Source organism: Sphingomonas larreae (assembly GCF_051400595.1).
In the GTDB taxonomy this organism is placed as follows: Bacteria; Pseudomonadota; Alphaproteobacteria; order Sphingomonadales; family Sphingomonadaceae; genus Sphingomonas.
On record NZ_JBLFFI010000003.1, the window covers coordinates 122,866 to 146,905 of the forward strand.

Consider the following 24,040-nt stretch of genomic DNA (forward strand, 5'->3'; position numbering starts at 1 on the left):
GATGATCCCGCTTGCCTCGCTCGATTCGCGCGGCTGGTGGCGCGGCCAGCGTGCCGCGATCGGCGTCGCGCTGGCTGCCGGCCTGATCGCGGCGGCGCTGGTCCTGTGGCTGATCGGCGACATGGTGGTGGCGTCGGGGTTCGTCGCCGCCGCGCTGGTGCTCGCCGGGGTCGCGGTCGCGGTGATGCGCCTGCGGGCGCCCGAGACGGTGGGACCGGAGATCGCGCACGACTGGGAGCTGGTGCGCGCGCTCGCCGAGTCGAGCGACGATGCGGTGGCGATCACTGATCGCGGCGGCAAGCTCGTGTGCGCCAACGACCGCTACGAGCAGGTGTTCGGCGGCTTCCCGACACCGCCGGCGCTGCCGCTGGTGGGCGACGGCGCAGGGCAGCTCGCGGTAGCCGGGCGCGCGGCATGGCGCGACGGCACCGCACGCGTGTCATTGCGCGGCGCGGCCGGCGCGATCGACGCGGTGATCGCGCGCACCGGGCAGCAGCAGGACTTCCTGATCTGGCGCTTTCTCGGCGCGGCGGCGCCGACCGGCCAGGTGGTGCGGCTGCTTGAGTCGATCGACGGCGCGCTGGGGCATCAGCTGGGCGCGGCCGGCGTCATGGCGGCGTTGATCACCGCCAACGGCCATGTGCTCGCCGCCAATGCGGTGCTGCGCTCGCGCGCCACCGGCGCCGCGGATGGCGCGATCGTCGACGAGGATCTCGCGCGCTTCCTCAGCGAGGATCCGGGCGGGACGGTCCGCTTCCTCGCCGAGGGTAGCAACTCGACGCCGATGCGGCTGCTGCAGATCCCGCTCGGCGAGGACGCCGACGCGCCGATCCTGGTTGCGATGGTCGACGCCGACATGGGAATCGCGGGCGGCGGCGCGGCGGAGGACCTCGAAGGGTTGCTGATGCTGATGCCGTTCGGGGTCGCGCTGCTCGACCGCGAGGGGCGCTTCACCCAGATGAACCGCGCCTTTGCACGCGCCGCCAGCGTCGAACCCGGCGCGACCCCGACCTACCCCGGTGATCTGGTGGTACGAGAGGACAAGGCCGCGGTGGCGGACGCGATCCGACGCGCGAGCGGGGGCGGGCGCCCGATGGATCTGGCGGTTCGGCTCAAGGACCATCCCGACGAGCCGGTGGCGCTTTCGATCGCCGCCGCACGCGGGCTCGGCGACGCCGCGGTGCTGCTCAGCCTCAAGGACAATGGCGAGGAGAACCGGCTGAAACGTGAAGTGGCGCAGGCCACCAAGATGCAGGCGGTGGGCCAGCTCGCCGGCGGCGTCGCGCACGACTTCAACAACATTCTCACTGCGATCATCGGTCATTGCGACCTGATGCTGATGCGCCACTCGCCCGGCGACAGCGACTATGACGACATCCAGCAGATCCGCGCCAACTCGAACCGTGCCGCGAGCCTGACGCGGCAGCTGCTCGCCTTCTCGCGCCAGCAGACGCTGCGCCCGCAGGTGCTCCAGTTGCCCGATGTGGTCTCCGAAGTGTCGAACCTGCTGCGCCGGCTGATGGGCGAGACGGTCACGCTGGAGGTGAAGCATGGCCGCGACCTGGGGCCGGTCCGGGCCGATCCGGGGCAGCTGGAGCAGGTCGTCGTCAACCTCGCGGTCAACGCGCGCGACGCGATGCTGAGCAAGGGCACCGGCGGCAAGCTCACGATCCAGACGCGTTCGGTGCCGATCGCGGAAATCCGTCGCCGCGGCAGCGATATCGTGCCGATCGGCGACTATACCGCGCTCGACGTGTCCGACACCGGCACGGGCATCCCGCCGGAAGTGCTGCCGAAAATCTTCGAGCCCTTCTTCACCACCAAGGACGTCGGCAAGGGCACCGGGCTCGGGCTCTCCACCGTCTACGGGATCGTCAAACAGTCGGGCGGGTTCATCTTCGCCGACTCGCCGCCGGGGCAGGGCGCCACCTTCACCATCTACCTCCCGGTTTATACCGGCGGCACCGCCGAGGCGGGCGCAGCGGCGCCGACAGCCAAGCCGCCTGCGCGGCAGCGCACGGGCGATCTCTGGGGCAGCGGGACGATCCTGCTGGTCGAGGACGAGGACATGGTGCGCGCTGTGGCGGAGCGCGCGCTGGCGCGGCAGGGCTATACCGTGCTCGCGGCGGAGAATGGCGAGGCCGCGCTCGAGTTGATGCAGGGGGTTGATCGACCCACTCTGGTGATCTCCGACGTGATGATGCCCGTGATGGATGGGCCGACGCTCGCGCGCCAGCTGCGCAAGGTCCACCCCAACATCCCGATCCTGTTCATGTCCGGCTATGCCGAGGAGCAGCTGCGCCGCTCGATCGACCTCGACAATGTCGCCTTCCTGCCCAAGCCCTTCTCGGTCCAGCAGCTGGCTGAGGCGACGCGCGATGCGCTGGCGGCGCAGGAAAGCGAACGACCTGCGTCGTAACGATTGCGTACCCAGCGGTTGCGCACGCGCGCGAGCGCGCTATGGCACGCGGCATGACGATGCGCGTGCTCCTGGTCGAAGACGAACCCCTGATCGCGATGATGCTCGAGGACTTCCTCGACGCGCTCGAGAAAGGGCATGCCGGCACCGCGGACACGGTCGACGCCGCGCTCTCGCTGGTGGATGCGGGCGGCATCGACGCCGCGATCCTCGACGTCAACCTGCGCGGCGGTGAGAAGAGCTTTGCCATCGCCGATGCGTTGGCGGCGCGCGCGATCCCCTTCGTCTTCGCGACTGGCGGGGGCGGGGACGAGATTGCGCCCGAGCATCGCGAACGTCCGCGGCTGGCGAAGCCGTTTACGATGGACAATGTCGAGAAGGCCCTCGCCGAGCTCGGCTGAGCGCGGCGCAGTCGCTCCAGCGTTCCATCGGGCCGCCGCGGCACCGCCTGCGCGGCGCCCGCATCATCCCGGGCGCGACAGCCGCGCTGCCAGCTCGACATGCGTCGACCAGCGGAACTGTCCTACCGGCTGGACCCAGTCGAGCTGATAGCCGGCCTCGACCATCTCCTTGACATCGCGGGCGAAGCTGCCGGGATTGCAGGAGATGTACGCGATCACCGGCACCTTGCTGGCGGCGAGTTGTGCCGCCTGCTCGCGCGCACCGGCACGCGGCGGGTCGAGCACCACCGCGTCGAACCGGTCGAGCTCGGCGGCGGTGAGCGGGCGACGATAGAGGTCACGGTGCTCGGTGAAGACCGAGCGACCGGCGCGACCGGCGCCGGCCTTGAGCGCCAGGATCGCGTCGCGACCGCCCTCCGCGGCATAGACCCGTCCCGGCAGCGCCAACGCGAAGGTGCCAAGCCCGGCGAACAGGTCCGCCACCGTGCGCGGCGTGCCCAGCGCTTCGCGGGCGGCGGCGACCAGCGCGGCCTCGCCCTCGCATGTCGCTTGCAGGAACGCGCCCGGTGGAAGTGGCACCGCAACGCCGCCGAGCGTCACCGTGACCGGCTCAGGCTCCCACCGCGTTTCGGGGCCTAGCCCATCGTCGAAGGCGACGCGCGCCACGCCGTGCGCCTGCGCCAGCGCGGTGATCGAATCGTGGTGGTTGAGACCCTCGGGCGTGACCCCGGTGACGAGTATGTCCGGTCCCTGATCGGCGAGCGCGAGATGGACGTCGAGCCGGCGGCGCGCGCCAAATGAGGCGAGCAGCCGCTTGAGCGGCTTGACCAGCGCGAACAGCGCGGGCGCGAGCACGTGGCATTCCTGCAGGTCGACGATCTGGTGGCTCTTCTCCGCGCTGAAGCCGAGCCGGCCTGACGGCTCGAAGTGGAGCGTCGCGCGTCGCCGCGTGCGGGGCGGCGACAGCAGCGGCGCGCGCAGCGGCGCGGACAAGCCCTGCGCGGCGAGCGCCGATGCAACGCGCTCGGTAATGAACCCGGCCCAGCTCGGGTCGTCGAGATGCTGGAGCTGACAGCCGCCGCAGGCCGGGAAGTGCCGGCACGGTGGCACCTGGTGGTGCGGCCCAGGGACGACGCTGCCGTCCTCGGCGAGCGTGTCGCCGGGTGCACTGAAGCGGACGTAGCGGCCGTCGGCGGTGACGCCGTCGCCGCCCCCGGCGACCTTGACGATGACGTTCATGCGCGCGCCTCCCGGATAACGGTCGCGAGCGCTGGCGCCAGCGCCGCGGCGAGGTCGTCGGCGACGAAGCCGGCACCAAGCCGCCGCGCCGCGGCGGCGTGCAGCCACACCCCCGCGACCGCGGCATCGAGCCTATCGCCACCCGCGGCGAGCCGCGCCGCGATGGCGCCGGCGAGCACGTCGCCGCTGCCTGCGGTGGAGAGCCAACTGCTCGCCTCGCCCGCCAGCAGCGTGCGCCCGTCCGGCGCGGCGATCACCGTGTCGGGTCCCTTGAAGACCACGGTGGCGCCGGCGCGCGCCGCGGCCTCGCGCGCACGTGTTGGTTTTGACGCGTCACTGTTGCCGAATAGTGCGTCGAACTCGCCGGCGTGTGGGGTCAGCACGATCGTGCCGCCGCGGGCGCGCAGCCGTTCCGGGGTGACGAGATGGAGGGCGTCGCCGTCGACCAGCAGCACATGATCGGTGGCCAGCGCCTGGTCGACGCGCGCGCGTGCACGATCGTCGCGGCCGAGGCCGGGGCCGATCACGAGCGCACCGATGCGCGCGTCGTCGAGCGGCGTGTCATGGTCGAGCGAGCGGCGGACCAGCGCGTGCGGTGCCTGCGGGATCGTCGCGCCGAGCAGGCTGACATAGCCCGCGCCGGCGTGCATCGCGGCACGGGCGGCGAGCTCGCCCGCGCCCGCCATGCGGCCCTTGACGATCGCGACCATGCCGCGGCTGAACTTGTGGGTGTCGACCGGCGGCGCCGCGAGCACGGGCGCGGCGAGCGCGCGCGTGTCGCCCGCCAGCGCGAGGCCGATCGGCAGGACGCGCACCCCGCCGCAGCGCGACGCCGCGGGCTGGAGCAGGTGCGACGGCTTGGCGGCGCCGAGCGCGAGTGTGACGTGGAACCGCGGCACGTCGCCGAGCAGCGCGCCGTCATCGCTCGCCGCGCCGCTCGGCAGATCGACCGCGATCGCGAGCGCGGCGGCCGCGACCAGTCGCGAGAGCGCCGCCGCCTCGCCCGCGGCAAGCGGGCGCGCCAGGCCGGTCCCATAGAGCGCATCGACCAGCACGGGCGCCGCCTTGGCCGCCGCGAGCGATTCGATGGGACCGCCCCAGGTCTCGCATGCGGCGGTCGCGGCGGCACCGCGCGGCGGTTCCGCAGCGGCGATGCGGACGGCGCGACCGAGCGCGCGCAATCGCGCCGCGGCGAGATAGCCGTCCCCGCCGTTGTTGCCCGGGCCGCACAGCACTAGTATCGCGTGCGCACCCGCGAGGCGGTGCACCGCATCGCCAATCGCGCGACCAGCGCGCTGCATCAACGACTCGACGGTGTCTCCCGCGGCGATCGCCGCCTGCTCGGCGGCGCGTATCGCCGCGGCGTCGAGCACGATCGTGCCGTCCAGCGGCGTCATGGCGTCAGATCCTCATCTCACGGCGCAAGCGCAGATGGCGCGGGCGCGAGCGGCACGTCAGAGCCGCAAGGCGACGCGTGTGTCAATGCGGGGGCGTGGCCGCGACAAGATAATGCACGCGGTGGAAGGCGGTTAACTCGCCGCCCGCAATGCCGGAGTGCGCAGCTGACGCAGGCAAGCGTCGGCGTTGATGTCCTAGCGCGACAACGGCGGAGGCGAAGCGCTCGGATTGGTCGTGGTCTTGGCGGCGCCGGAAGCGGTTCGACCGCACGATCCTGCGAGACAATCCTGAACTCGCCCCAGATCCACCGCGCCGGCCACGCACGTGCCGAGGCGCTTGCCGGACGGTGGATGCTGCGACGAGTTCAGGATGATAGAGAAGGAGAGTGGCCTGGGTTTACGCGGTGAACGCGGCGTTGACGTTGAGCCGCACGGTATCCGACACCGCCGGCGCGGCGTAGCCGAGGCCGAAGTCGCTGCGCTTGATCGTGCCGGTGCCGACGAAGCCGAAATTCGCCTTCTTGCTCATCGGATTGTCGCCCGCACCGACGAAGGTCACGTCGAGCGTCACCGGCTTGGTGATACCCTTGATCGTCAACTCGCCGTTGAGCGTCGCCTTGTTCGGCCCACGCGGCGTCACCGTTGTCGACACGAACCGCGCGGTGGGATTGTTGGCCGCGTCGAAAAAGTCCTTCGACTTGAGGTGATTGGCGAACTGCGGCGAAGTGACCGAGAGCTGGTCCACCGCGAAGGTGACCTCCACCTTGGTCGCGGCTGGCTTCTTGGGATCGATCGTGATCGAGCCGCCCGAGGCACCGAACTGGCCTTGCAGCATCGAGAAGCCGAGATGGTTGACCTCCCAGGTGACCTGCGTGTGCGCGGGATCGACCTGATAGGTGCCGGCGCCGACGCGCGCGGCGCTCGGCTGTCCCGGCTGCCCCGGCGCGGTGGCGATCTGCGCGGCGGCAGGGACGGCGAGGGCGATGACGAGGCCGGCGGCGAGAAGATGACGCATGTTGCTTCCTCCTGTGGTGCGCACGTTGCACCACACTATGGCGCGGCCGGATAGAGGGCGCCGCGAAACGGAGGTTTTCGGCCGGCTAACCGCCGGTGGCGGAATCCCCGCGCGCCGGTTCGACGGTGATGTCGAAGCGGATCCGCACCCAGACGCCGATCAGCGGCTGCCCGCCACGCCGGGGCGGTCGCACGAGGAACTGCCATCCCGCCTGGCGCAATCCACGCGCGATACCCGAGCCGGGCGACTCGCCGAGTTCGCGACAATCCTCGACGTGGAAGCGCGGCGCGGTTCGGCAGGCGATCATGCCCCAGCCGGCCCGGCCGCGCGGCATGTACGGGCTCGTCTCAGCGCGTGTTGGCTCGCGATACCATTCCGCGGCGTAGAGTGGCTCACCGCCCGGACCCTTGCCGACCGTGGGTGTGTCGTCGCCGGCCCCGGCGCTGGCGCTCTGCTGCCCGTCCACGCCCGAGCCGGGGGCGGGCGCGGTGCCCTTGATCTTGCCGATGTCAGAGGCGGCATAGTCGCTGCGGCTGAGGATCATCACGCCCGGCAGCTTGAGCTCGGCCAGCGGCGGAGGCGGCACCTCGGCCGCCCGTTCGACCGGGCGCTCGCGCGCGGCCGGCGCGGAGCGCTGACGGCCCGACTGGCGCGCGCGCTCGGTCCGCTTGGTCGCCGCGGTCTCGGCGCGCTGGCCCTGCGAGCTCACGTCGAAGGTGCTGAGCGGGCGGTGGTCGCCGAAGTCGCCGCGCACCACGCCGCCCATGCGCAGCAGCGCGTAGAGCAGCAGCGCGGCGATGCCGAGCGCGAGCGCCCAGGAGACGGCGCGGCTGCCGGTGTCGGCGCGCGTGCGATACGACGAGTCTCGGTACGTCGCCGTCCGCATCGCGCGCGCCTACAGGAGCGCGCGCGCGGCTTCAATCCGCCGCGCGCGTGCCGAGCGTCAGTTGCGCTCCTTGTCGACCAGCTTGTTGGCGCCGATCCACGGCATCATCGCGCGCAGCTCGCTGCCGACCTGCTCGATCTGATGGCGCTTGGCGGCGCTGCGGCTGGCCTTGAGCTCTGGTTGTCCAGCGCGGTTGTCGAGCACGAAATCGCGCACGAAGCGGCCCGACTGGATGTCGGCCAGCACCCGCTTCATCTCCTTCTTGGTTTCGTCGGTGATGATGCGGGGGCCGGTCTTGATGTCGCCGTACTCGGCGGTGTTCGAGATCGAGTAGCGCATGTTGGCGATGCCGCCCTCATACATCAGGTCGACGATCAGCTTGAGCTCGTGGAGGCACTCGAAATAGGCCATCTCGGGCGCGTAGCCGGCCTCGACCAACGTCTCGAACCCGGCCTGGACCAGCGCGGTCGCGCCGCCGCACAGCACCGCCTGCTCGCCGAACAGATCGGTCTCGCATTCCTCGCGGAAATTCGTCTCGATGATGCCCGAGCGGCCGCCGCCCACGCCCGAGGCATAGGCCAATGCGACGTCATGCGCATTGCCGCTGGCGTCCTGGTGGATCGCGATGAGGCAGGGGACGCCGCCGCCGCGGACATATTCGGAGCGGACGGTGTGGCCCGGGCCCTTGGGCGCGATCATGATCACGTCGATGTCCGCGGGCGGCTCGATCAGGCCGAAATGCACGTTGAGCCCGTGCGCGAAGGCGAGCGCGCTGCCGGGCTTCATGTTGCCCTTGAGGTCGCTCTCCCAGATGGCGGCCTGGTGCTCGTCGGGGGCGAGGATCATGAGGATGTCGGCCCAGGCTGCGGCGTCCTTGTTGGCGAGCACCTTGAAGCCGGCGTCCTCCGCCTTCTTCGCCGAGGCGCTGCTGGGGCGGAGCGCGATCGCGATCTCCGTCACGCCCGAGTCGCGCAGGTTCTGCGCATGCGCGTGGCCCTGCGAGCCATAGCCGAGGATCGCGATCTTCTTGCCGGTGATCAGGTTCAGATCGGCGTCGCGATCGTAATAGACCTTCATGTCAAAGCCCCTTGTCATTCGTGCGACGGCGGGACTCCAGACCCGCGGACGCTCGTGGTGTTGAATCCCCGCCTGCGCGAGGATGACGAAAGATGTGGTGGTCGTTACGCCGCCTCGGCGCCGCGTGCGATCGCGACGATGCCGGTGCGCGCCACCTCGACCAGCCCGACCTCGCCCATCAGCTCGACGAACTTGTCGATCTTCTCGATCGTGCCCGTCACCTCGAACACGAAGGAGGCGATCGTGGCGTCGACGACGCGGGCGCGATAGACCTCGGCGAGGCGCAGCGCCTCGATGCGATGGTCGCCGCTGCCCGCCACCTTGACCAGCGCCAGCTCGCGTTCGACGTGCGCGCCGCGTGCGGTGAGATCGGTGACCTGATGGACCGGCACCAGCCGCTCGAGCTGCGCGACGATCTGCTCGAGCGTCGCGGGGCTGGCGGAGGTGACGATGGTGATCCGGCTCACCGCCTTGTCGAGCGTGATCTCGCTGACGGTGAGGCTCTCGATGTTGTAGCCGCGCGCCGTGAACAGGCCGGCGATCCTCGCGAGGATGCCGGGTTCGTTGTCGACGATCACCGCCAGCGTGTGCCGCTCGGCCTTCTCTTCTCGTATCTGCATTAGTCCTCCCCGGAACGGGGAGGGGAACCAGCCGCAGGCTGGTGGAGGGGGGCCTCCACAAGCGCTGCGTTCGCGGGGCACCCCCTCCACCATGCTCCGCATGGTCCCCCTCCCCGTTCCGGGGAGGAGTGAAAGGGTTTACACCAGCGCCTTGGCCTCGTCGTCCATCGTCCCCGAGACCTCGTTGGCCTGGAGGATCATGTCGGTGTGCGCCGCGCCCGACGGGATCATCGGGAAGCAATTGGCCAGCTTGGCCACCATGCAGTCGACCATCACCGGCCCGTCGTGCGCAAGCATGTCGGCGATACCTTGCTCGAGCTGGTCGGGATGCTCGATGCGGATGCCCTTCCAGCCATAGGCCTCGGCCAGCTTGACGAAATCGGGCAGCGAGTCGGAATAGCTCTCCGAATAGCGGCTCTCATAAGTGAGCTCCTGCCACTGGCGCACCATCCCCATATATTCGTTGTTGAGGATGAAGACCTTGACCGGCAGCCGATATTGCGTGGCGGTGGCGAGCTCCTGAATGTTCATCTGGATCGACGCCTCGCCGGCGATGTCGATCACCAGCGCGTCCGGATTGCCGAGCTGCGCGCCGATGGCCGCGGGCAGGCCATAGCCCATGGTGCCGAGCCCGCCCGAGGTGAGCCACTTGTTGGGCGCCTCGAAACCGAAATGCTGCGCCGCCCACATCTGGTGCTGGCCGACCTCGGTGGTGATGATCGGGGCGCGCGCTTGCGTCGCCTCCCACAGCGCGCGGACCGCGCGCTGCGGCATGATCTCGGTGCGGCTCTCGGGGAAGCTGAGCGACTTCTTCGCGCGCCACTCCTCGACCCGCTGCCACCAGTCGGTGAGGTCGGGGCGCGGGTGCTCGCGCTCGCGCCACACGCGCACCATGTCGGCGAGCGCGTGGCCGGCGTCGGCGACGATCGCGAGGTCAATCCGCACCGTCTTGTTGATGCTCGACCGATCGATGTCGATATGGACCTTGCGGCTGTTGGGCGAGAAGGCGTCGAGCCGCCCGGTGACGCGATCGTCGAAGCGCGCGCCGACGTTCACCACCAGGTCGGCCTGGTTCATCGCCATATTCGCCTCGTAGGTGCCGTGCATGCCCAGCATGCCGAGCCACTGCGGGCCGGTCGCGGGATAGGCGCCGAGCCCCATCAGCGTCGAGGTCACCGGCGCGCCGGTGAGATGCGCCAGCTCGACCAGCAGCTCGGACGCGTGCGGGCCGGCGTTGATGACGCCACCGCCAGTGTAGAACACCGGGCGCTCGGCGGCGGCGAGCATGTCGACCACCTGCTCGATCAGCGCCGGATCGGCGGCGAGCGCGGGCCGGTAGGTCTTGTGCTGGATCGGACCGGGCGCACCATAAGCGGCGGTGGCAACCTGGACGTTCTTGGGGATGTCGACCACGACCGGGCCGGGGCGGCCCGAGGTGGCGATATGGAACGCCTCGTGGATCACCGGGCCGAGCCGGGCCGGGTCTTTCACCAGGTAATTGTGCTTGGTGCAGTGGCGCGTGATGCCGACCGTGTCCGCTTCCTGGAAGGCGTCGCTGCCGATCAGGTTGGTCGGCACCTGGCCGGTGATCACCACCATCGGGATCGAGTCGAGCAGTGCGTCGGTGATGCCGGTCACCGCGTTGGTCGCGCCCGGGCCCGAGGTGACGAGCACGACGCCCGGCTTGCCGGTCGACCGCGCATAGCCCTCGGCGGCGTGCGTCGCGGCCTGCTCATGGCGGACGAGGATGTGCTTGATCCGCTGCGAGCGGAACAGCGCGTCGTAGATCGGCAGGACGGCGCCGCCCGGATAGCCGAACACGACCTCCACGCCGAGATCGCACAGCGCCTCGACGAGGATATCGGCTCCGCTCTTCTCGGTGGTCACGTCACGTCTCCTCATCTGCCTCGGAACTAAGGTCGGGGCGCGCTACGGCATCGAAAGTTGCACGTCAACACGCTTCTGCGAAATAAAATTCCAAGGTGGCGGTCGTCTGCCGATGCCAGCTTGGCGGCGGCTGATGCCGGAACCACGTATATTGCCGCTTCGCGTAGCGCCGGGTGGCGAGCTGCGCCTGCTCCAACGCCTGGGTCCACGACATGGTGCCGGCGAGATACGCAGCAATCTCGGGCACCCCGATCGCACGGCGCACGGGTGCGTCGGCGGGTACGTCGCCGCGGCCAAGCAGCGCGGCCACTTCATCGATCGCGCCGGCAGCGAACATCGCCTCGAGCCGCACGTCGCAGCGGCGCAGGATCTCCCCCCGATCGGGCAACAGCACCAGCGCGTGCAGTGTGACGCCAGCGCCGATGCCGCCGGTCCGCTCACGCTGCCACTCGGCGAGGGTGCGCCCCGACGAGCGCACCACCTCCAGCGCGCGCGCCACCCGCGCCGTATCGCCCGGGGCGAGCCGCGCCGCGGCGGCGGCGTCCTCGCGCTCCAGTGCGGCATGGGCCTCGGCCACCGGCAATGCGCGCACCGCCGCGCGCACCGCCGGATCGATCGTCGGCACCGGCGCGATGCCGTCGAGCAGCGTGCGAAGGTACAGGCCGGTACCGCCGACCAGCACCGGCAGCCGCCCCTTTTGATGCACCTCGGCGATTACCGCGCGCGCGTCCGCCGCCCAGCGCGCCGCTGAGCAGGCCTCCGCCCCGTCGACATAGCCGAACAGCCGGTGCGGGACGCACGCTTCGTCCGCCTCCGAAGGTCGGGCCGAGAGCAGCCGCAGGTCGCTGTAGACCTGGCTGGCATCGGCATTGATCACCACGCCCCCGGCGCGCTCGGCGAGCTGGATCGCGAGCGCGCTCTTGCCGCTCGCGGTCGGCCCTGCGATGAGCGCGACCCGCGGTTTCGGGCAAGTCTCAGGGGAAGAACCCATGTTCACGGCGACGCTGATAGCAGCCGGGCGGCTGACGCCCAACATCGTCGGCGCGGCGCAGGAACGGCTCGCCGCGGCGGGCTGCGCGCCGACGACGCTCGCCTGGATCGACGAGGGCGACGCCGCCGACCTTCACTTCGAGCTCGCCCCGGCTGACGCGCGCGCGGCGCTGGATGGCACGTTCGAGACCGTCGACGTCGTCGCCCAGCCGCGTGACATGCGCCGCAAGATGCTGCTGGTGGCGGACATGGACTCGACCATGATCACGGTCGAGTGCATCGATGAGCTGGCCGATTACGCCGGGCTCAAGCCGCAGATCGCCGCCATTACCGAGCGCGCGATGCGCGGTGAGCTGGACTTCGAGGCGGCGCTCGACGCGCGGGTGGGGCTGCTCAAGGGACTGCGCGGCAGCGTGATCCAGGAGTGTCTGGACGAACGCGTGCGTCTGATGCCCGGTGCGACCGCATTGGTACGGACAATGCGCGCCTGGGGCGCCACCGCGGTCCTGGTATCGGGCGGGTTCACGCGCTTCGCCGAGCCGGTGGCGAACGCGATCGGCTTCAACCGCGCCATCGCCAACGTGCTCGAGCTGGAGGATGGCGTGCTGACCGGGACGGTGGCGCGGCCGATCGTGGGCGCGGCGACCAAGCGGACGACGCTGCTGGAGACGCGCACCGCGCTCGGGCTGGCCGACACCGCGACGCTGGCGGTGGGCGACGGTGCCAACGACCTGGCGATGATCGAGGTGGCAGGGCTGGGCGTCGCCTATCGTGCCAAGCCGATCGTGGCGGCGGCCGCGGCGGCGCGGATCGAGCATGGCGACCTGTCGGCGTTGCTCTGGGCGCAGGGCGTGCCGAAGGCGGAGTGGGTGGAGTAAAGAGGTTCTGCTTCGTCATCCGGGCCCCAAGCCGGGATCGATCGAGCCGCGAGCACCCAAGCCGTTGCTCCTGCGGAACCATGGATCCCGGCTCAGGGCCGGGATGAAGGTGGGTTGCTAGTCTTAACGTAACCGTGCTCCTGCGCACGCAGGAGCACGCCAGATCACGCCGCGACTATCTCCCGCTTAACGACCATCGCCTCTTCCAGATGCGCCTCCAGCTCCGCGGCGCGGTGCTGCGCCGTATGCGCCGCCAGCACGCGCTCGCGCCCGGCGGTGCCCATCGCCGCGAGATCGTCGCGCGCCAGCATCGCCTCGACGTCCTCGGCCGTGTCCGCCAGCACGATCTCGCGCCCGGGCACCAGCAGCTCGTCGATCCCCTCCCAACGATCCGAGACGATCGGCGTGCCGCAGGCGGTCGCCTCGAACAACCGGACCGAGGGCGACCAACCCGCCGCAATCATGTCGGCGCGCGTCACGTTGAGCGTGGCGCGGCTGGCCGAGTAGAAGTCGGGGTGATCCGCCGGCGGCAGGTGCTCGATCCGCTCGACATTGGCCGGCCAGTCGATGTCGCTGGGATATTGCGGGCCTGCGACCACGAAGCGCATCTCCGGGTGACGCCGCGCCGGTTCGAGCAACAATCGGTCGAGCGTCGGCTGGCGGTCAACGCTGTAGGTGCCGAGGTAGGAAAGGTCCCAGCGCGTCGCTGCACCGGTGGGTCGGTAGCGCTCGGCATCGACCGAGCAATAGAGCGCCCGCGCCGCCGGGCTGCCGTAGCGCTGCTCGATCAGCCGCAGCGTCGGTCCGCCGGTGAAGGAGCAATAGACGTCGTAGCCGGGGATCACCTCGGGCGAGACATAATCGCACGTACCAGCCTCGATCTTGGCGAGCGTCACCGGCGTGTCGATGTCGTAGAAGGCGGTGACGCCGGTGGCCCAGCCCTGCACCAGCCGCGCGACTTCGGTCCCGTCGGGCACATAGGAGCCGACCATCACCGCGTCCGCCTCAGCGATCACCTCGCGCCACTCGGACAGAGCGTCGAGCGAGTCGTAAAGCTCCAGCCGGCAGTAAGCGGGCGCCGGCTCGTCGCGGTGTGACGCATACCAGGGCATGTCACGCTCGAGGAACAGGATCTGGTGGCCGCGCGCGGCATAGGCCTGGAGCAGCGCACGGAAGGTCGTGGCATGGCCGTTGCCCCAGGACGAGCTGAGCGAAAGACCGAGGACGACGAGCCTCATGCCGCCACCCGCTCGCGCGCCATATGCGATTTGAACAGCGCGTCGACCTGTGCGCCGCGTAGATCATAGGTGTGCTCGGCGAGGACGCGCGTGAGCGCTGCCTGGCCGATCGCGCGTGCGCGCTCGGGCGTGAGCGCGGCGAGGTGATCGGCGACGTCCTGCCCGTCGCGGGCCACCAGCACTTCCCGGTCGGGTTCGAGGAACAGCTCGATCCCTTCCCACGCGTCGGTGATCAGGCAGGCCGCGGCACCGGCGGCCTCGAACACGCGGGTCGCCGGCGAGAAGCCGACGTTCGCCATCGAGTCGCGCGCGACGTTGAGCACTGCGCGCGGCGTGCAGTTGAAGGCATTGTGCTCGGCGGTGAAGACGTGGCCGCGGTGCCGCACGTTGGCGGGCATCGCCTTGCTGTCCCAGCCGTTACCGCCGATCAGGAAGCGCTGCTCGGGCAGCAGCGCGGCGGCGCGCAGGAAGAACTCCTCCACACGCGCCTCGCGATCCGGCAGGCGGTTGCCGAGGAAGGCCAGGTCGCAGGCGAAGCGCTCGTCGGGCGCGACCGGGTGGTGGGTCGAGGGATCGAGCGCGTTGTAGACGGGCACGCACTCGGCCGCGCCGAAGCCGCGATAAGCGTCGACCACCGGCGCGCCGCCGCCATAGGTGAGCACCATGTCGATCGACGGCAGCGCGGCGCGGACCGGATGATCCGCATCCGCGCGCATCTCGTCGAGCGTCGCCGCGGCGTCGACGTCCCAGAAGATGCGGAGCGCGCCGGGGCGGGCGGCAGCGGTGACGCCCTCGAGCAGTTCGCGGTCGAACACGCCGACCCCGTTCGCCTTGACGACGATGTCCGCGTCGGCCGCCTCGGCGACCACCGCGCGCATCGCCTCGATCGTCGCCGGGTAGACGACCGAGCGCGCATACGCCGGCGGATCGATGTCGCGGTGCTGCTGGCGGTCGAACGCGTCCGGTTCGTAGAAGGTGATGTCATAGCCGCGTTCGGCGAGCGCGCGCAGGATGCCGCGATAATAGGTCGCGGCGCCGTTCCAATAGGACGACACGAGGCTGGAACCGTAGAAAGCGATCTTCACGCGGCGGTGCTCCGGGCAGCGGAAAGGGAAGGGGCGTCGAGGCGATCGAGGATGGCGAGCAGCTCGTCGACGCGGTGCGCACAGGTGTGGCGGGCGAGGATGGTCTCCAGTCCCGAGCGCGCCAGCGCTGCGCGCAGGTCAGCATCGTCGCGCAGGGTGGCAAGCGTGCGGGTCATCGCGTCGCGGTCGGCGGCGAAGAGGAAGTCCTCGCCGGGGCGGAACAGCCCTTCGGCATCGTCCCATGGCGCGGAGGCGAGCGGGATACCGCAGGCGAGCGCTTCGAATACGCGGATCGTCGGGATACCCGGCAGGATCGTGGTGTAATAACGCCGCGGTACGTGGACGGTCGCGAGCGCGCGCGCGAACAGCGCAGGCGCAGCGGCGTTGGGCGCCCAGCCGTGGTAGCGCGCGCCATAGCGCGCCAGCATCGCCTTGCCCTCGTCGGGGTAGCGTACGCCGTAGATGTCGAGCGGCAGCGCGGCGTCGCGCGCCGGAGCAAGCAGAAAGTTCTCGATCTCGGCGGTGCGCTCGCCGTCGCCCCAATTGCCGATCCACGCCAGACCGGCGCGCTCGCCCTCCACCGGAAAGAAGCGCCGCGTGTCCGCCGCCTCGTGCCACGTCCAGACGCGCTCGCCCCAGCCCCAATCGCGATACACGCGCGACAGCGCCTCGCCGAACGCGAGCACCCCGTCGTAGCCGGAGAGGTCGTAGGCGCGCATCTCCTCGGGCGCGCTGACCGCGCGATGGTGCGTGTCGTGGAACAGCAAGGTGAAGCCGCCGCCGCGCTTGCGCAATTCACCGAGCCGCGCGACCAGCGCGTGATCGTTCCACTCGTGCACGATCACCACGTCGGCGCCGTCGACCAGCGCGGCCGCATCGACGTCAGCGGCGTAACGCGTCGACGCGAGATCCGGATAGGCGGTGCGATAGGCCTGGAGCGCCTCCTCACCATGATCGCCGACAAGGTTGGCGCGACTCCAGCTGTCGGCGGGCTCATGTACTTGCACGTCGTGTCCGCGCGCGATCAGCTCGGAGAGCACGCCGCGCAGGAAGTGGGCGTTGCCGTGGTTCCAGCAGGAATCGAGGCTGTGGGTAAGATAGACGATCCTCATGCCGCGACCCGGTCGTGACCGCCGAGCAGCCGCTCATAGAGCGTCGCCATCGCGCGGCGGTTGCGCTCGGGGGTGTAGGTCAGCGCGCGGCGGCGGGCGAGTGCGCCACGCGCGGTGCGCAGCGGCACGTCGCCCGCGAGCTCCTCGATCGCCGCGGCGAAGCCGACCCCGTCGTCGGCGGGGACGAACGTGGCGACGCCTTCCCAGAGTTCGCGAAAGGTCGGAGTGTCGGAGAGTACCAGCGGGCAGCCCGCCAGCGCCGCCTCGAGCACCGCCAGCCCGAACGGCTCGTACACCGCCGCCGAGGCGAACACCGGGCGTGCCGAGAGGCAGCCGGCGATGACCTGATCACTGACCTGACCAAGCAGATGCAGGTGCTCGACGCGGACATGCTCGCCGTGCGGACCGGTGGTCGCGCCCGCGGCCTTGAACGGAATGCCCAGCCGCGCCGCGGCGCGGTCGAGCGTCGCGACATTCTTGCCGTGATCCCACAACCGCCCCGCGGTGAAAGCGAAATCATGCATCGGTCCGCTCGCGGGTGGGAGCGAGCGGCCGTTGTGGATCGCGAGCGGGATCGGTGCCTGCGGGTAGAGCTTGGACACCGTCACGGCGAAGGCGGTGCTCGGCGCCACCACCGCGCCGGCGCGTGCCAGCCCGCGCGCGACCAGGTCGGTCTGCCACCGCAGGTCGGCCGGGAGCGGGCCATCGCCCGCCGCCGCCCACCAGCTCGCCACGCAGCTGTGCATCACCGCCACGGTCGGCATGGAGAAGGGTGCCACGCCAAGCGCGGGCTGGTTGAGCTGGACGATATCGGCGCCACGCTCGCGCGCCAGCCGCGCCACCGCGTCGGCCGCGGCGATGACCGCGCGCGCGTCCGCGGCAAGCCAGTCGAGCGGCAGACCGGTCTCGAGCAGTGTGACGCCGGCCTCGCTCGCCTCCACGCGCTGCGCGCGTGCCGCCGCGGGTCCGAGCAGCGCGACATCGACCCCCCAGCCATCGCGTACGAGCCCGCGCGCCAGCTCGATCGTATATTGCCATACGCCGCCGACCGCGTCCGCGGTGATGAGCAGGCGTCGCGTCATGCGGCGACCTCGATCCGCGGCGCGTCGGCATGTTCCGCGCGCAGCCAGTCGGCGAGCGCCGCCACGCCGTCGCGCCAGTCGCGCCGCGGCGACAGGCCGAGCGCCTCGATCGCGGCGCGGGCATCGGCGACGAAATAGCGCTGGTCGCCGGCGCGCCAGTCGGATAGTCGCAGGTCGATCCGGCGGCCGATCGAGGCGCCGATATGGTCGAGCAGCCGGCGCAGACTGACCGCATTGTCCGGCCCGCCGCCGAGGTTGAAGGCGCGGCCGGCGACCTGATCGATCCGCTGCCAGGCGGCGAGATAGGCGCTTACCGCGTCACGAACGTCGAGGATGTCACGGACCTGATGGCCGTCACCATAGAGCGTGATTGGCTGGCCCTTGAGCGCGCGGATCAGGAAGTGCGCGACCCAGCCCTGGTCCTCGGTGCCCATCTGGCGCTGGCCGTAGATGCAGCTCATCCGGAAGACGCAGGTCTTCAGCCCGAAGCTGCGCGCGTAATCGAGCACATATTGGTCCGCCGCGCCCTTCGACACGCCGTACGGCGTGTGGAAGTCGAGCGGACGTGCCTCGCCGATGCCGTACGCGCGCACCTCGGGATCGGTCGGCACATAGGCACGATCCTCGAGCGCGAAGTCGAGGTCCGCCAGGTCGCCGTACACCTTGTTGGTCGAGGCGAAGATCAGCGGCACGTGCGGCGCACGCGTGCGCAGCGCCTCCAGCAGCTGGAACGTGGCGGTGATGTTGGTCGAGAAGTCTTCCGACGGATCCTCGAGGCTGGTGGTGACCGCCACCTGCGCCGCGAAGTGGAACACCGCGCCCGCGCGCGCCACCTCGTCGGCGAGACGCGCGGCGTCACGCACGTCGGCGCGCACGAAGCGGATCCGCTGACCGTGGCGCTGCTGCAGCCACGCCAGGTTGCGCTCGACGCCCGCGCGGGCGAGCGCGTCGTACACCACGACGTCATGCCCCTCACCGGCGAGACGGTCGGCGAGATTGGACCCGATGAACCCGGCACCGCCGGTGACCAGGACCGGCGCGCTCATGCCACCAGCCCGCGCTTCTCGAGCTCGGCCCGCATCGTCGCGACCTTGTCGACCGCGGTCTGCTGCGCGACCCAGTCCGCCAGTTCGGCGAGACCCTGCTGGAAGTCCTGCGTCGCGGCGAAGCCGAGCTTCTCCTGCGCAAGCGTAGTGTCGCAGAAACAATGGCGGATGTCGCCGATGCGCGCCTTGCCGACGATCTCGGGGGTGAGGTCGTTCTTGCCCATCGCGCGCGCCAGCTCGGTGGCGACTTCGGTGACCGAGCGGTCGTGGCCCGAGCCGATGTTGAAGGTACCGCCAACCGCCTGGGGCAGCACGAGCGCATCGGCGAAGGCGCGCGCCACGTCGGAGACATGGACGAAGTCGCGGCGCTGCTCACCATCCTCGAAGATCATCGGCTGCTGGCCGTTGAGGAGACGCGAGGCGAAGATCGCGAGCACGCCGGTATAGGGATTGGAGAGCGCCTGGCCGGGGCCATAGACGTTGAACAGGCGGAGGCAGACGCCCTCGATGCCGTACGGCGCCGCCATGATGTGCGTCGTGCGCTCCTGCACATATTTGTTCAGCGCGTAGATCGAGGCGAGGTTGGGCTGCTTCCACTCGGGGGTCGCCACCGGAGCGAGCGGGCGGCCCTGTGCGTCCACCGGCTCCCAGTTGCTGAGCCCGTCGCGCAGGCCCTTGCGCTCGGCATCCTGCACCAGTGTGCCGTCGGCGTCGCGGTAGAGGCCCTCGCCATAGATCGACATCGACGAGGCGGTGACGACGCGGCGCACCGGCTTGTCGATCAGCTTCTCGAACAGCACCGCGGTGCCGACGTCGTTGGTCGAGGTATAGCGCTCCACCTCGTACATCGACTGGCCGACGCCCACCTCGGCAGCGAGATGGATGACGCTATCGACGCCGTCGAGCGCCTTGGTCACGACGTCGCCATTGCGCACGTCGCCGCGGATCAGTTCGACGTCGTCGTTGAGCAGCGGAGGACGTTCGACATCGCCGTGAACCTGCTCGATCAGGCTGTCGAGCACGCGCACCTTGTTGCCGCGCGCAAGCAGTTCGTCCGCGACGAAGCGCCCGATGAACCCGGCTCCGCCGGTGATAAGAATCGTCTCCATACCCACCCTCCCACTCGCCCCGACAATCGGGCCGTTACGGCCGGATTGATGGAGATCAACGACAAGCGACCACGTTACCGCTTGGTTACCCAAAGAGGAACATCTTCTACTTAGCTTGGTTCCCTAAGTTGTTCCGGATTCGTAATTTAGCTGGCCGTACGGCGAGTCGCTGGTACATGCCACACGATGACCCGCCTCGTTCTTCTCGCACGCCACGGCACGCACGCCGAGGTCGGCCGCGTCCTGAGCGGCCGTTCGGAGATCGCATTGGATGCGCGCGGCGAGCAGGAGGCCGCGGCGCTGGCGCAGCACCTCGCCGCGGTGCCGCTGAGCGCGATATACACCAGCCCGCGGCGGCGTACGCGCGATACTGCGACGGCGGTGGCGCACGCCCGCGGTCTCCCGGTCCAGGCGGCACCCGCGCTCGACGAAATCGATTTCGGGCGTTTTACCGGCGCCAGCTTCGCTGCGCTGGCGGCGGATCCCGACTGGCGCATGTGGAACGAGCGTCGCGGCACCGCGCGCTGTCCCGGCGGCGAGACGATAGGCGAGGCGACCGCGCGCGCGCTCGACCTGCTGACCGCGCTGGAATCCGGGGTAACATTGTGCGTCACGCACTGCGACGTGATCCGCGGATTGGTCGTCCACTGGCTCGGTCTCGGCTTCGACCGCATGTTCCAGCTCGGCTGCGATCCCGGATCGGTGACGACGCTGGCGCTCGACGACGAGGGCGGCGCGACCCTCGTCGCGCTGAACGAACGACCCCGCCTAGGTTGAGGGCCGCTGCGGCGCGTCGGTGAACGGCCCGCTTCTACGCGATGGCAGCGCGCCCGCGCCTGCGCTGAGATGTCGGATCAGCTCAGCGCGGCGTAGCTCTTTTCCTCGATCAGATCGGACTCGAGCGCGAGGTTGATCGCGCGCTTGAGCCGCGCGCGCTCGTCGTTCTTGCGATAGACCGAGCGGGCCAATCGGATGAAGTCACTGCCGAACGATGCCGCGGCTTCCTCGCGCCGGATCGCGTCCTCGATCTCCCACAGCTCCTGGTTGATCGACTTGAGCTGGCCGAACAGCTCGGCGATCGGCTGGCGCGCGATCACGCCGTCGCCGATGCCGCTCAGCATCGCATGCTCGCGCGCCACGTTGGCGCGTGCTTCGTCGCGCGCGATCCGCTCGCTCTTGATCTCGAGGATCGTGATCTTGTCAAGCAATTCACCCCAGGAGACGGGCACCGACGGACTCGGCAGGCTGGCCATGGATCGTCTCTCCCTGATCGTCGAAGAAGGCATCGATTTCGCGACCGACCGCGTCCACCACGGACGTCCAGTCGCCCGGACGCGGCTGCACGAGGAGCCGCATGGTCGGGTACCAGTCGCTGTCGCGCCGCGCGGGGTTCCAGCGCCAGTCGGGCGCGGCCTTGAGTAGCAGCCAGGTCGGCCGGCCGAGTGCGCCGGCGAGGTGCGCAATCATTGTATCGACCGTCACCACCGCCGTGCAGCCGGCGACCATCGTCGCGGTGGCGGCGAGATCGAACGGGCAACCCGCCGGGTTCAGCACCGGCAGCACCGAGGGCGAGGCCACCAGCGAGAGGCAGCGATGCCGCGCGGCGATCGGCGCCAGCAGCGTCTCGGCGAACGACCGCTCCTCGTCCCAGTCTCCCGCCTGATGGCATAGGCCGAGGGTGTCCGCTGGGAGCGGGCCAGCCGCGGTGTGAAGATAGGGGACGGGCACGTCGTCGGGCGCGAGCTGGAGCGCGCCCGCAAGTTCGGTGATCTCGATGTCGCAGGCGTGCGGCTTGAGCGGGTGCGCAGGGTCGAACGCGTGAAGTGTCACTCCCCCGATGCCACCAAGCAGCGGGTGGAGCCGCGCGGGTGCCTCCACCATGACGCGCGCGGCGCGGCGCACCAGCGCGGGGAGGTAGCGCGCGAACTGAAGCGTGTCGCCGAGGCCATGATAGCAACGCACCAGCACGTCGACGCCGTCGATCGCCCGGCCGTCCCACACCCAGCGCTGATGATAGGGGAGCCGCGGGTCGTCGCGCGTGGTCGGATCGCGCGCGGCGATCACTGCGCGCTCCAAAGTCCAGGCGGCGCGATAATCGCGCGCGCGCATCGCCTCCGCCCAGCTGGTTTGTAGCTCCATGCACGACGAACAAAGCTACGGGAGCCGGGTTCCCTCGTTGCGGTGGCGTGACGGGTTCAAGTGCCTGATTCTCTGGTGATCGAAGCTGCGGCTGGCGAGCGCGCGCACATCGATGTCAGCGGGGCGGGGAAGCCGTCACCCTGCCGGCGTACCGGCCGCGTGCGAGACTGGGCCCGCTGGCTCGCGCGCCGGCTGATCCTCACTGACTCACCAACTCGCGTCCGCCCTTCCACATCCGCAGCAGTTTGCCCTGTACCGGCAAGCCATCGAACGGGGTGTTGCCGGCCTTGCCCGGCAGCGTGTCTGCGTCGATCCGCCACGGTGCGTCGGGGTCGATCAGGATGACGTCGCCGGGCAGCCCGGGCAGCAGCGCGCCGGTGTCGAGGCCAAGCAGCGTGGCCGGCGCGCGCGCGAGCAGCGCGAACAATCGCGGCAGCGACACGCGCCCGTCGCGAGCGAGCCCGAGCGACAGCGCCAGCAGCGCGGCGGCGTCCGCTGCGCCGGGGCTGGCGTCGGCGAAGGGCAGGCGCTTCTCCTCGGGGCCGCGCGGATCGTGGTTCGAGCACAGCAGATCGATCGTGCCGTCCGCCAGCGCGGCGAGCGCCGCCTGACGATCGGCCTCGCTCCGCAACGGCGGCGACAGATGCGCGAAGGTGCGGAAGTCGCTCATCGCATTGTCGGACAGCAGCAGATAGGCGGGCGTGATGCCGCAGGTCACGCGGACGCCGCGTGCCTTTGCCGCGCGCACCAGCGCCAGCCCCGCCGCCGTGGTGACGGTGCGCAGATGGAGCCGCGCGCCCGTTTCCTCCGCGAGCAGGAGGTCGCGCGCGATCGCGAGCGCCTCGGCTATCGCGGGGGCGGCCGGCAGACCCAGTCGCGACGCGGTCTCGCCCTCGGTCGCGACCGCGCCCTGCGCCAGTCCGCCGTCCTCGGCATGCGCGACGACCGCCACGTCGAGGTCGCGTGCGTAGGTCAGGACGCGGTGCATCACGCCCGAGTCCGCGATCCAACCCCGGCCGGTGCCGACCGCGCGCGCCCCGGCCGAGGCGCAGATCGCCATCTCTGCCAGGTCGGTGCCGGCGAGCCCGCGCGTCGCCGCGGCAATGGGGTGGATCCACAAATCCGGCCGGCCGATCAGCGCGAGCCGCTGCACCGCACCGGGCTCGTCGAGCACCGGCGTCTGATCCGGCATCGGCGCCACCCGGACGATCCCGCCCGCACGCGCCGCGGCGCGGTCAATCCGCGCGACACCGACATCGACGATCCCGGGCGCGAGCAACTTGCCGCGACAATCGATCCGAGTGGCGTCCGCAGGCACGTCGCCGGCCACGATCGCGCCATCGACGATCAGCAACTCGCCGTTGCGCTCGCCGCCTTCCGGACAGATCAGGCGTGCATTAGCGAAATGGACCGCCCGGGTCATGCCCAGCCCTCCACGCCGCGCGCCCGGCGCGTGAGCACGTCGAGGCACGCCATCCGCACCGCCACTCCCATCTGCACCTGCTCGGTGATCGCCGATCGCTCGACATGGTCGGCCACCGCCGAGTCGATCTCCACCCCCCGGTTCATCGGGCCGGGATGCATGATCAGCGCCCCCGGCGCGTGTTTCGCCAGTCGCTCGAGCGTGAGGCCGTAGCGAAGGTGATATTCGCGGCTCGACGGGACATAGCCGCCCGCCATGCGTTCGGTCTGGAGCCGCAACATCATCACCACGTCGGCGCCCTCCATCGCGCGGTCGAAGTCGGTGAAGGCGGCGACGCCGAACCGTTCGATCGCCGCCGGCATTAGCGTCGAGGGAGCGCAGACGCGCACCTCGGCGGCCAGCGCGGTGAGCGCGAGAATGTTCGAGCGCGCCACCCGGCTGTGGAGCAGGTCGCCGCAGATCACCACGCGCTTGTGCGCGATACTGCCAAGGCGGCGCCGGATCGTCAGCGCGTCGAGCAGCGCCTGCGTGGGATGCTCGTGGCGGCCGTCGCCCGCATTGAGCACGGGGCAATCGACCTTGTCCGCGATCAGCCGCACCGCGCCCGAGGACATATGGCGGATCACGATTACGTCGGCGCGCATCGCGTTGAGCGTCTGCGCGGTGTCGATCAGCGTCTCGCCCTTCTTCACGCTCGACTGCGCGGCGTGCATGTTGACGACGTCGGCCCCGAGCCGCTTCCCCGCGATCTCGAAGCTGAGCAAGGTGCGGGTCGAATTCTCGAAGAAGGCGTTGATCTGAGTGAAGCCGGCGAGCCGGCGGTCTGGCGCGGCGCGGGTGCGGTTGGCCTCCACCCAGGTCTCGGCCTCGTCAAGCAGGAAGGTGATCTCGTGCGGCTCGAGTCCTTCGATGCCGGTGAGATGGCGATGCGGGAATACCGCGCCGCCGGGGATCAGGGTGCCGGGGCGGTGGTCCGATTGGGTCATCGAGCGCCGTG

The 24,040-nt window shown here is 70.3% G+C and carries 22 protein-coding genes; 4 read left to right on the forward strand and 18 right to left on the reverse strand.

Annotated features, from left to right (window positions below):
- Nucleotide 1 precedes the first annotated feature (1 nt).
- Both ACMGDM_RS12115 and ACMGDM_RS12120 read left to right on the forward strand, forming a co-directional pair.
- Complete coding sequence (locus ACMGDM_RS12115) at nucleotides 2-2,419, forward strand: response regulator (protein WP_436804379.1); 2,418 nt, start codon at nucleotides 2-4, stop codon at nucleotides 2,417-2,419.
- Nucleotides 2,420-2,472: 53 nt separating this feature from the next.
- Entirely contained in the window at nucleotides 2,473-2,820 is a 348-nt protein-coding gene (locus tag ACMGDM_RS12120) for a response regulator (RefSeq protein WP_436804380.1), read from the forward strand.
- Between the two features lie 63 nt (nucleotides 2,821-2,883).
- Here the strand turns inward: ACMGDM_RS12120 and ACMGDM_RS12125 are convergent, their stop codons facing one another.
- The 8 genes from ACMGDM_RS12125 to miaA all read right to left on the reverse strand — a co-directional run bounded on the left by ACMGDM_RS12125 (nucleotide 2,884) and on the right by miaA (nucleotide 11,932).
- On the reverse strand, nucleotides 2,884-4,059 hold the full coding sequence (locus ACMGDM_RS12125; protein WP_436804381.1) for a class I SAM-dependent RNA methyltransferase: 1,176 nt from the start codon (nucleotides 4,057-4,059) through the stop codon (nucleotides 2,884-2,886).
- The gene (locus ACMGDM_RS12130; RefSeq protein WP_436804382.1) at nucleotides 4,056-5,456 is read right to left on the reverse strand and encodes an NAD(P)H-hydrate dehydratase; all 1,401 of its coding nucleotides are present in this window, start codon (nucleotides 5,454-5,456) and stop codon (nucleotides 4,056-4,058) included. Before ACMGDM_RS12130 ends, ACMGDM_RS12125 begins: the two co-directional genes overlap by 4 nt.
- Before the next feature lie 397 nt (nucleotides 5,457-5,853).
- Entirely contained in the window at nucleotides 5,854-6,471 is a 618-nt protein-coding gene (locus ACMGDM_RS12135) for a YceI family protein (RefSeq protein WP_436804383.1), read from the reverse strand.
- A gap of 85 nt (nucleotides 6,472-6,556) precedes the next feature.
- Nucleotides 6,557-7,357, reverse strand: a complete 801-nt coding sequence (locus tag ACMGDM_RS12140; protein ID WP_436804384.1) for a hypothetical protein — start codon at nucleotides 7,355-7,357, stop codon at nucleotides 6,557-6,559.
- 57 nt (nucleotides 7,358-7,414) lie between these two features.
- Entirely contained in the window at nucleotides 7,415-8,434 is a 1,020-nt protein-coding gene (gene ilvC / locus ACMGDM_RS12145; RefSeq protein ID WP_436804385.1) for a ketol-acid reductoisomerase, read from the reverse strand.
- Nucleotides 8,435-8,538: 104 nt separating this feature from the next.
- Nucleotides 8,539-9,054, reverse strand: a complete 516-nt coding sequence (gene ilvN / locus ACMGDM_RS12150) for an acetolactate synthase small subunit (protein WP_183919628.1) — start codon at nucleotides 9,052-9,054, stop codon at nucleotides 8,539-8,541.
- A 138-nt stretch (nucleotides 9,055-9,192) separates the two neighbouring features.
- Nucleotides 9,193-10,956, reverse strand: coding sequence for an acetolactate synthase 3 large subunit (locus ACMGDM_RS12155; protein ID WP_436804386.1), 1,764 nt, complete (start codon nucleotides 10,954-10,956; stop codon nucleotides 9,193-9,195).
- 49 nt (nucleotides 10,957-11,005) lie between these two features.
- A complete protein-coding gene (miaA, locus tag ACMGDM_RS12160; RefSeq protein ID WP_436804387.1) occupies nucleotides 11,006-11,932 on the reverse strand; it encodes a tRNA (adenosine(37)-N6)-dimethylallyltransferase MiaA in 927 nt (308 codons plus the stop codon).
- Between miaA and serB the strand changes: the two genes are divergently transcribed.
- A complete protein-coding gene (gene serB / locus ACMGDM_RS12165; protein WP_436804388.1) occupies nucleotides 11,931-12,809 on the forward strand; it encodes a phosphoserine phosphatase SerB in 879 nt (292 codons plus the stop codon). The genes miaA and serB overlap by 2 nt on opposite strands.
- 164 nt (nucleotides 12,810-12,973) lie before the next feature.
- On the opposite strand, the gene ACMGDM_RS12170 is transcribed toward serB, so the two are convergent.
- Genes ACMGDM_RS12170 through ACMGDM_RS12195 form a run of 6 tightly spaced genes read right to left on the reverse strand, consistent with a single transcriptional unit; the run spans nucleotide 12,974 to nucleotide 19,481 of the window.
- Nucleotides 12,974-14,047, reverse strand: a complete 1,074-nt coding sequence (locus ACMGDM_RS12170) for a CgeB family protein (RefSeq protein ID WP_436804389.1) — start codon at nucleotides 14,045-14,047, stop codon at nucleotides 12,974-12,976.
- Nucleotides 14,044-15,132 (reverse strand): CgeB family protein, encoded by a 1,089-nt coding sequence (locus ACMGDM_RS12175; protein WP_436804390.1) that lies wholly within the window; start codon nucleotides 15,130-15,132, stop codon nucleotides 14,044-14,046. Before ACMGDM_RS12175 ends, ACMGDM_RS12170 begins: the two co-directional genes overlap by 4 nt.
- Nucleotides 15,129-16,244: a CgeB family protein gene (locus ACMGDM_RS12180; RefSeq protein WP_436804391.1), complete on the reverse strand. Its 1,116-nt coding sequence runs from the start codon at nucleotides 16,242-16,244 to the stop codon at nucleotides 15,129-15,131. The genes ACMGDM_RS12175 and ACMGDM_RS12180 overlap by 4 nt, the downstream gene beginning before the upstream one ends.
- Nucleotides 16,241-17,326: a glycosyltransferase family 4 protein gene (locus tag ACMGDM_RS12185; RefSeq protein ID WP_436804392.1), complete on the reverse strand. Its 1,086-nt coding sequence runs from the start codon at nucleotides 17,324-17,326 to the stop codon at nucleotides 16,241-16,243. Before ACMGDM_RS12185 ends, ACMGDM_RS12180 begins: the two co-directional genes overlap by 4 nt.
- A complete protein-coding gene (locus ACMGDM_RS12190) occupies nucleotides 17,323-18,372 on the reverse strand; it encodes an SDR family NAD(P)-dependent oxidoreductase (protein ID WP_436804393.1) in 1,050 nt (349 codons plus the stop codon). The genes ACMGDM_RS12185 and ACMGDM_RS12190 overlap by 4 nt, the downstream gene beginning before the upstream one ends.
- Nucleotides 18,369-19,481, reverse strand: a complete 1,113-nt coding sequence (locus ACMGDM_RS12195) for an NAD-dependent epimerase/dehydratase family protein (RefSeq protein ID WP_436804394.1) — start codon at nucleotides 19,479-19,481, stop codon at nucleotides 18,369-18,371. The genes ACMGDM_RS12190 and ACMGDM_RS12195 overlap by 4 nt, the downstream gene beginning before the upstream one ends.
- A 186-nt stretch (nucleotides 19,482-19,667) precedes the next feature.
- Here ACMGDM_RS12195 and ACMGDM_RS12200 point away from each other — a divergent pair, with 186 nt between their 5' ends.
- Nucleotides 19,668-20,258: a histidine phosphatase family protein gene (locus ACMGDM_RS12200; RefSeq protein WP_436804395.1), complete on the forward strand. Its 591-nt coding sequence runs from the start codon at nucleotides 19,668-19,670 to the stop codon at nucleotides 20,256-20,258.
- A gap of 77 nt (nucleotides 20,259-20,335) precedes the next feature.
- Here the strand turns inward: ACMGDM_RS12200 and ACMGDM_RS12205 are convergent, their stop codons facing one another.
- From ACMGDM_RS12205 to ACMGDM_RS12220, 4 genes are all read right to left on the reverse strand, one after another.
- Nucleotides 20,336-20,734: a DUF6165 family protein gene (locus ACMGDM_RS12205; RefSeq protein ID WP_436804396.1), complete on the reverse strand. Its 399-nt coding sequence runs from the start codon at nucleotides 20,732-20,734 to the stop codon at nucleotides 20,336-20,338.
- The gene (locus ACMGDM_RS12210; protein WP_436804397.1) at nucleotides 20,691-21,620 is read right to left on the reverse strand and encodes a glycosyltransferase family 9 protein; all 930 of its coding nucleotides are present in this window, start codon (nucleotides 21,618-21,620) and stop codon (nucleotides 20,691-20,693) included. The genes ACMGDM_RS12205 and ACMGDM_RS12210 overlap by 44 nt, the downstream gene beginning before the upstream one ends.
- Before the next feature lie 199 nt (nucleotides 21,621-21,819).
- Nucleotides 21,820-23,043, reverse strand: coding sequence for a dihydroorotase (locus tag ACMGDM_RS12215; RefSeq protein WP_436804398.1), 1,224 nt, complete (start codon nucleotides 23,041-23,043; stop codon nucleotides 21,820-21,822).
- The gene (locus ACMGDM_RS12220) at nucleotides 23,040-24,029 is read right to left on the reverse strand and encodes an aspartate carbamoyltransferase catalytic subunit (RefSeq protein WP_436804399.1); all 990 of its coding nucleotides are present in this window, start codon (nucleotides 24,027-24,029) and stop codon (nucleotides 23,040-23,042) included. The genes ACMGDM_RS12215 and ACMGDM_RS12220 overlap by 4 nt, the downstream gene beginning before the upstream one ends.
- Nucleotides 24,030-24,040: the final 11 nt, after the last annotated feature.

Excerpts from the sequence above, each read along its gene's own strand:
- ACMGDM_RS12130 (WP_436804382.1), bottom strand. The coding sequence starts at position 5,456 with ATGACGCCGCTGGACGGCACGATCGTGCTCGACGCCGCGGCGATACGC.
- ACMGDM_RS12190 (WP_436804393.1), bottom strand. The coding sequence starts at position 18,372 with ATGAGCGCGCCGGTCCTGGTCACCGGCGGTGCCGGGTTCATCGGGTCC.
- ACMGDM_RS12205 (WP_436804396.1), bottom strand. The coding sequence starts at position 20,734 with ATGGCCAGCCTGCCGAGTCCGTCGGTGCCCGTCTCCTGGGGTGAATTG.
- ACMGDM_RS12155 (WP_436804386.1), bottom strand. The coding sequence starts at position 10,956 with ATGAGGAGACGTGACGTGACCACCGAGAAGAGCGGAGCCGATATCCTC.
- ACMGDM_RS12195 (WP_436804394.1), bottom strand. The coding sequence starts at position 19,481 with ATGGAGACGATTCTTATCACCGGCGGAGCCGGGTTCATCGGGCGCTTC.
- ACMGDM_RS12140 (WP_436804384.1), bottom strand. The coding sequence starts at position 7,357 with ATGCGGACGGCGACGTACCGAGACTCGTCGTATCGCACGCGCGCCGAC.
- serB (WP_436804388.1), top strand. The coding sequence starts at position 11,931 with ATGTTCACGGCGACGCTGATAGCAGCCGGGCGGCTGACGCCCAACATC.
- ACMGDM_RS12135 (WP_436804383.1), bottom strand. The coding sequence starts at position 6,471 with ATGCGTCATCTTCTCGCCGCCGGCCTCGTCATCGCCCTCGCCGTCCCT.
- ACMGDM_RS12215 (WP_436804398.1), bottom strand. The coding sequence starts at position 23,043 with ATGACCCGGGCGGTCCATTTCGCTAATGCACGCCTGATCTGTCCGGAA.
- ACMGDM_RS12185 (WP_436804392.1), bottom strand. The coding sequence starts at position 17,326 with ATGACGCGACGCCTGCTCATCACCGCGGACGCGGTCGGCGGCGTATGG.
- ACMGDM_RS12200 (WP_436804395.1), top strand. The coding sequence starts at position 19,668 with ATGACCCGCCTCGTTCTTCTCGCACGCCACGGCACGCACGCCGAGGTC.
- ACMGDM_RS12170 (WP_436804389.1), bottom strand. The coding sequence starts at position 14,047 with ATGAGGCTCGTCGTCCTCGGTCTTTCGCTCAGCTCGTCCTGGGGCAAC.
- ilvN (WP_183919628.1), bottom strand. The coding sequence starts at position 9,054 with ATGCAGATACGAGAAGAGAAGGCCGAGCGGCACACGCTGGCGGTGATC.
- ACMGDM_RS12220 (WP_436804399.1), bottom strand. The coding sequence starts at position 24,029 with ATGACCCAATCGGACCACCGCCCCGGCACCCTGATCCCCGGCGGCGCG.
- ACMGDM_RS12125 (WP_436804381.1), bottom strand. The coding sequence starts at position 4,059 with ATGAACGTCATCGTCAAGGTCGCCGGGGGCGGCGACGGCGTCACCGCC.
- ACMGDM_RS12120 (WP_436804380.1), top strand. The coding sequence starts at position 2,473 with ATGACGATGCGCGTGCTCCTGGTCGAAGACGAACCCCTGATCGCGATG.
- ACMGDM_RS12180 (WP_436804391.1), bottom strand. The coding sequence starts at position 16,244 with ATGAGGATCGTCTATCTTACCCACAGCCTCGATTCCTGCTGGAACCAC.
- miaA (WP_436804387.1), bottom strand. The coding sequence starts at position 11,932 with ATGGGTTCTTCCCCTGAGACTTGCCCGAAACCGCGGGTCGCGCTCATC.
- ilvC (WP_436804385.1), bottom strand. The coding sequence starts at position 8,434 with ATGAAGGTCTATTACGATCGCGACGCCGATCTGAACCTGATCACCGGC.
- ACMGDM_RS12115 (WP_436804379.1), top strand. The coding sequence starts at position 2 with ATGATCCCGCTTGCCTCGCTCGATTCGCGCGGCTGGTGGCGCGGCCAG.
- ACMGDM_RS12210 (WP_436804397.1), bottom strand. The coding sequence starts at position 21,620 with ATGGAGCTACAAACCAGCTGGGCGGAGGCGATGCGCGCGCGCGATTAT.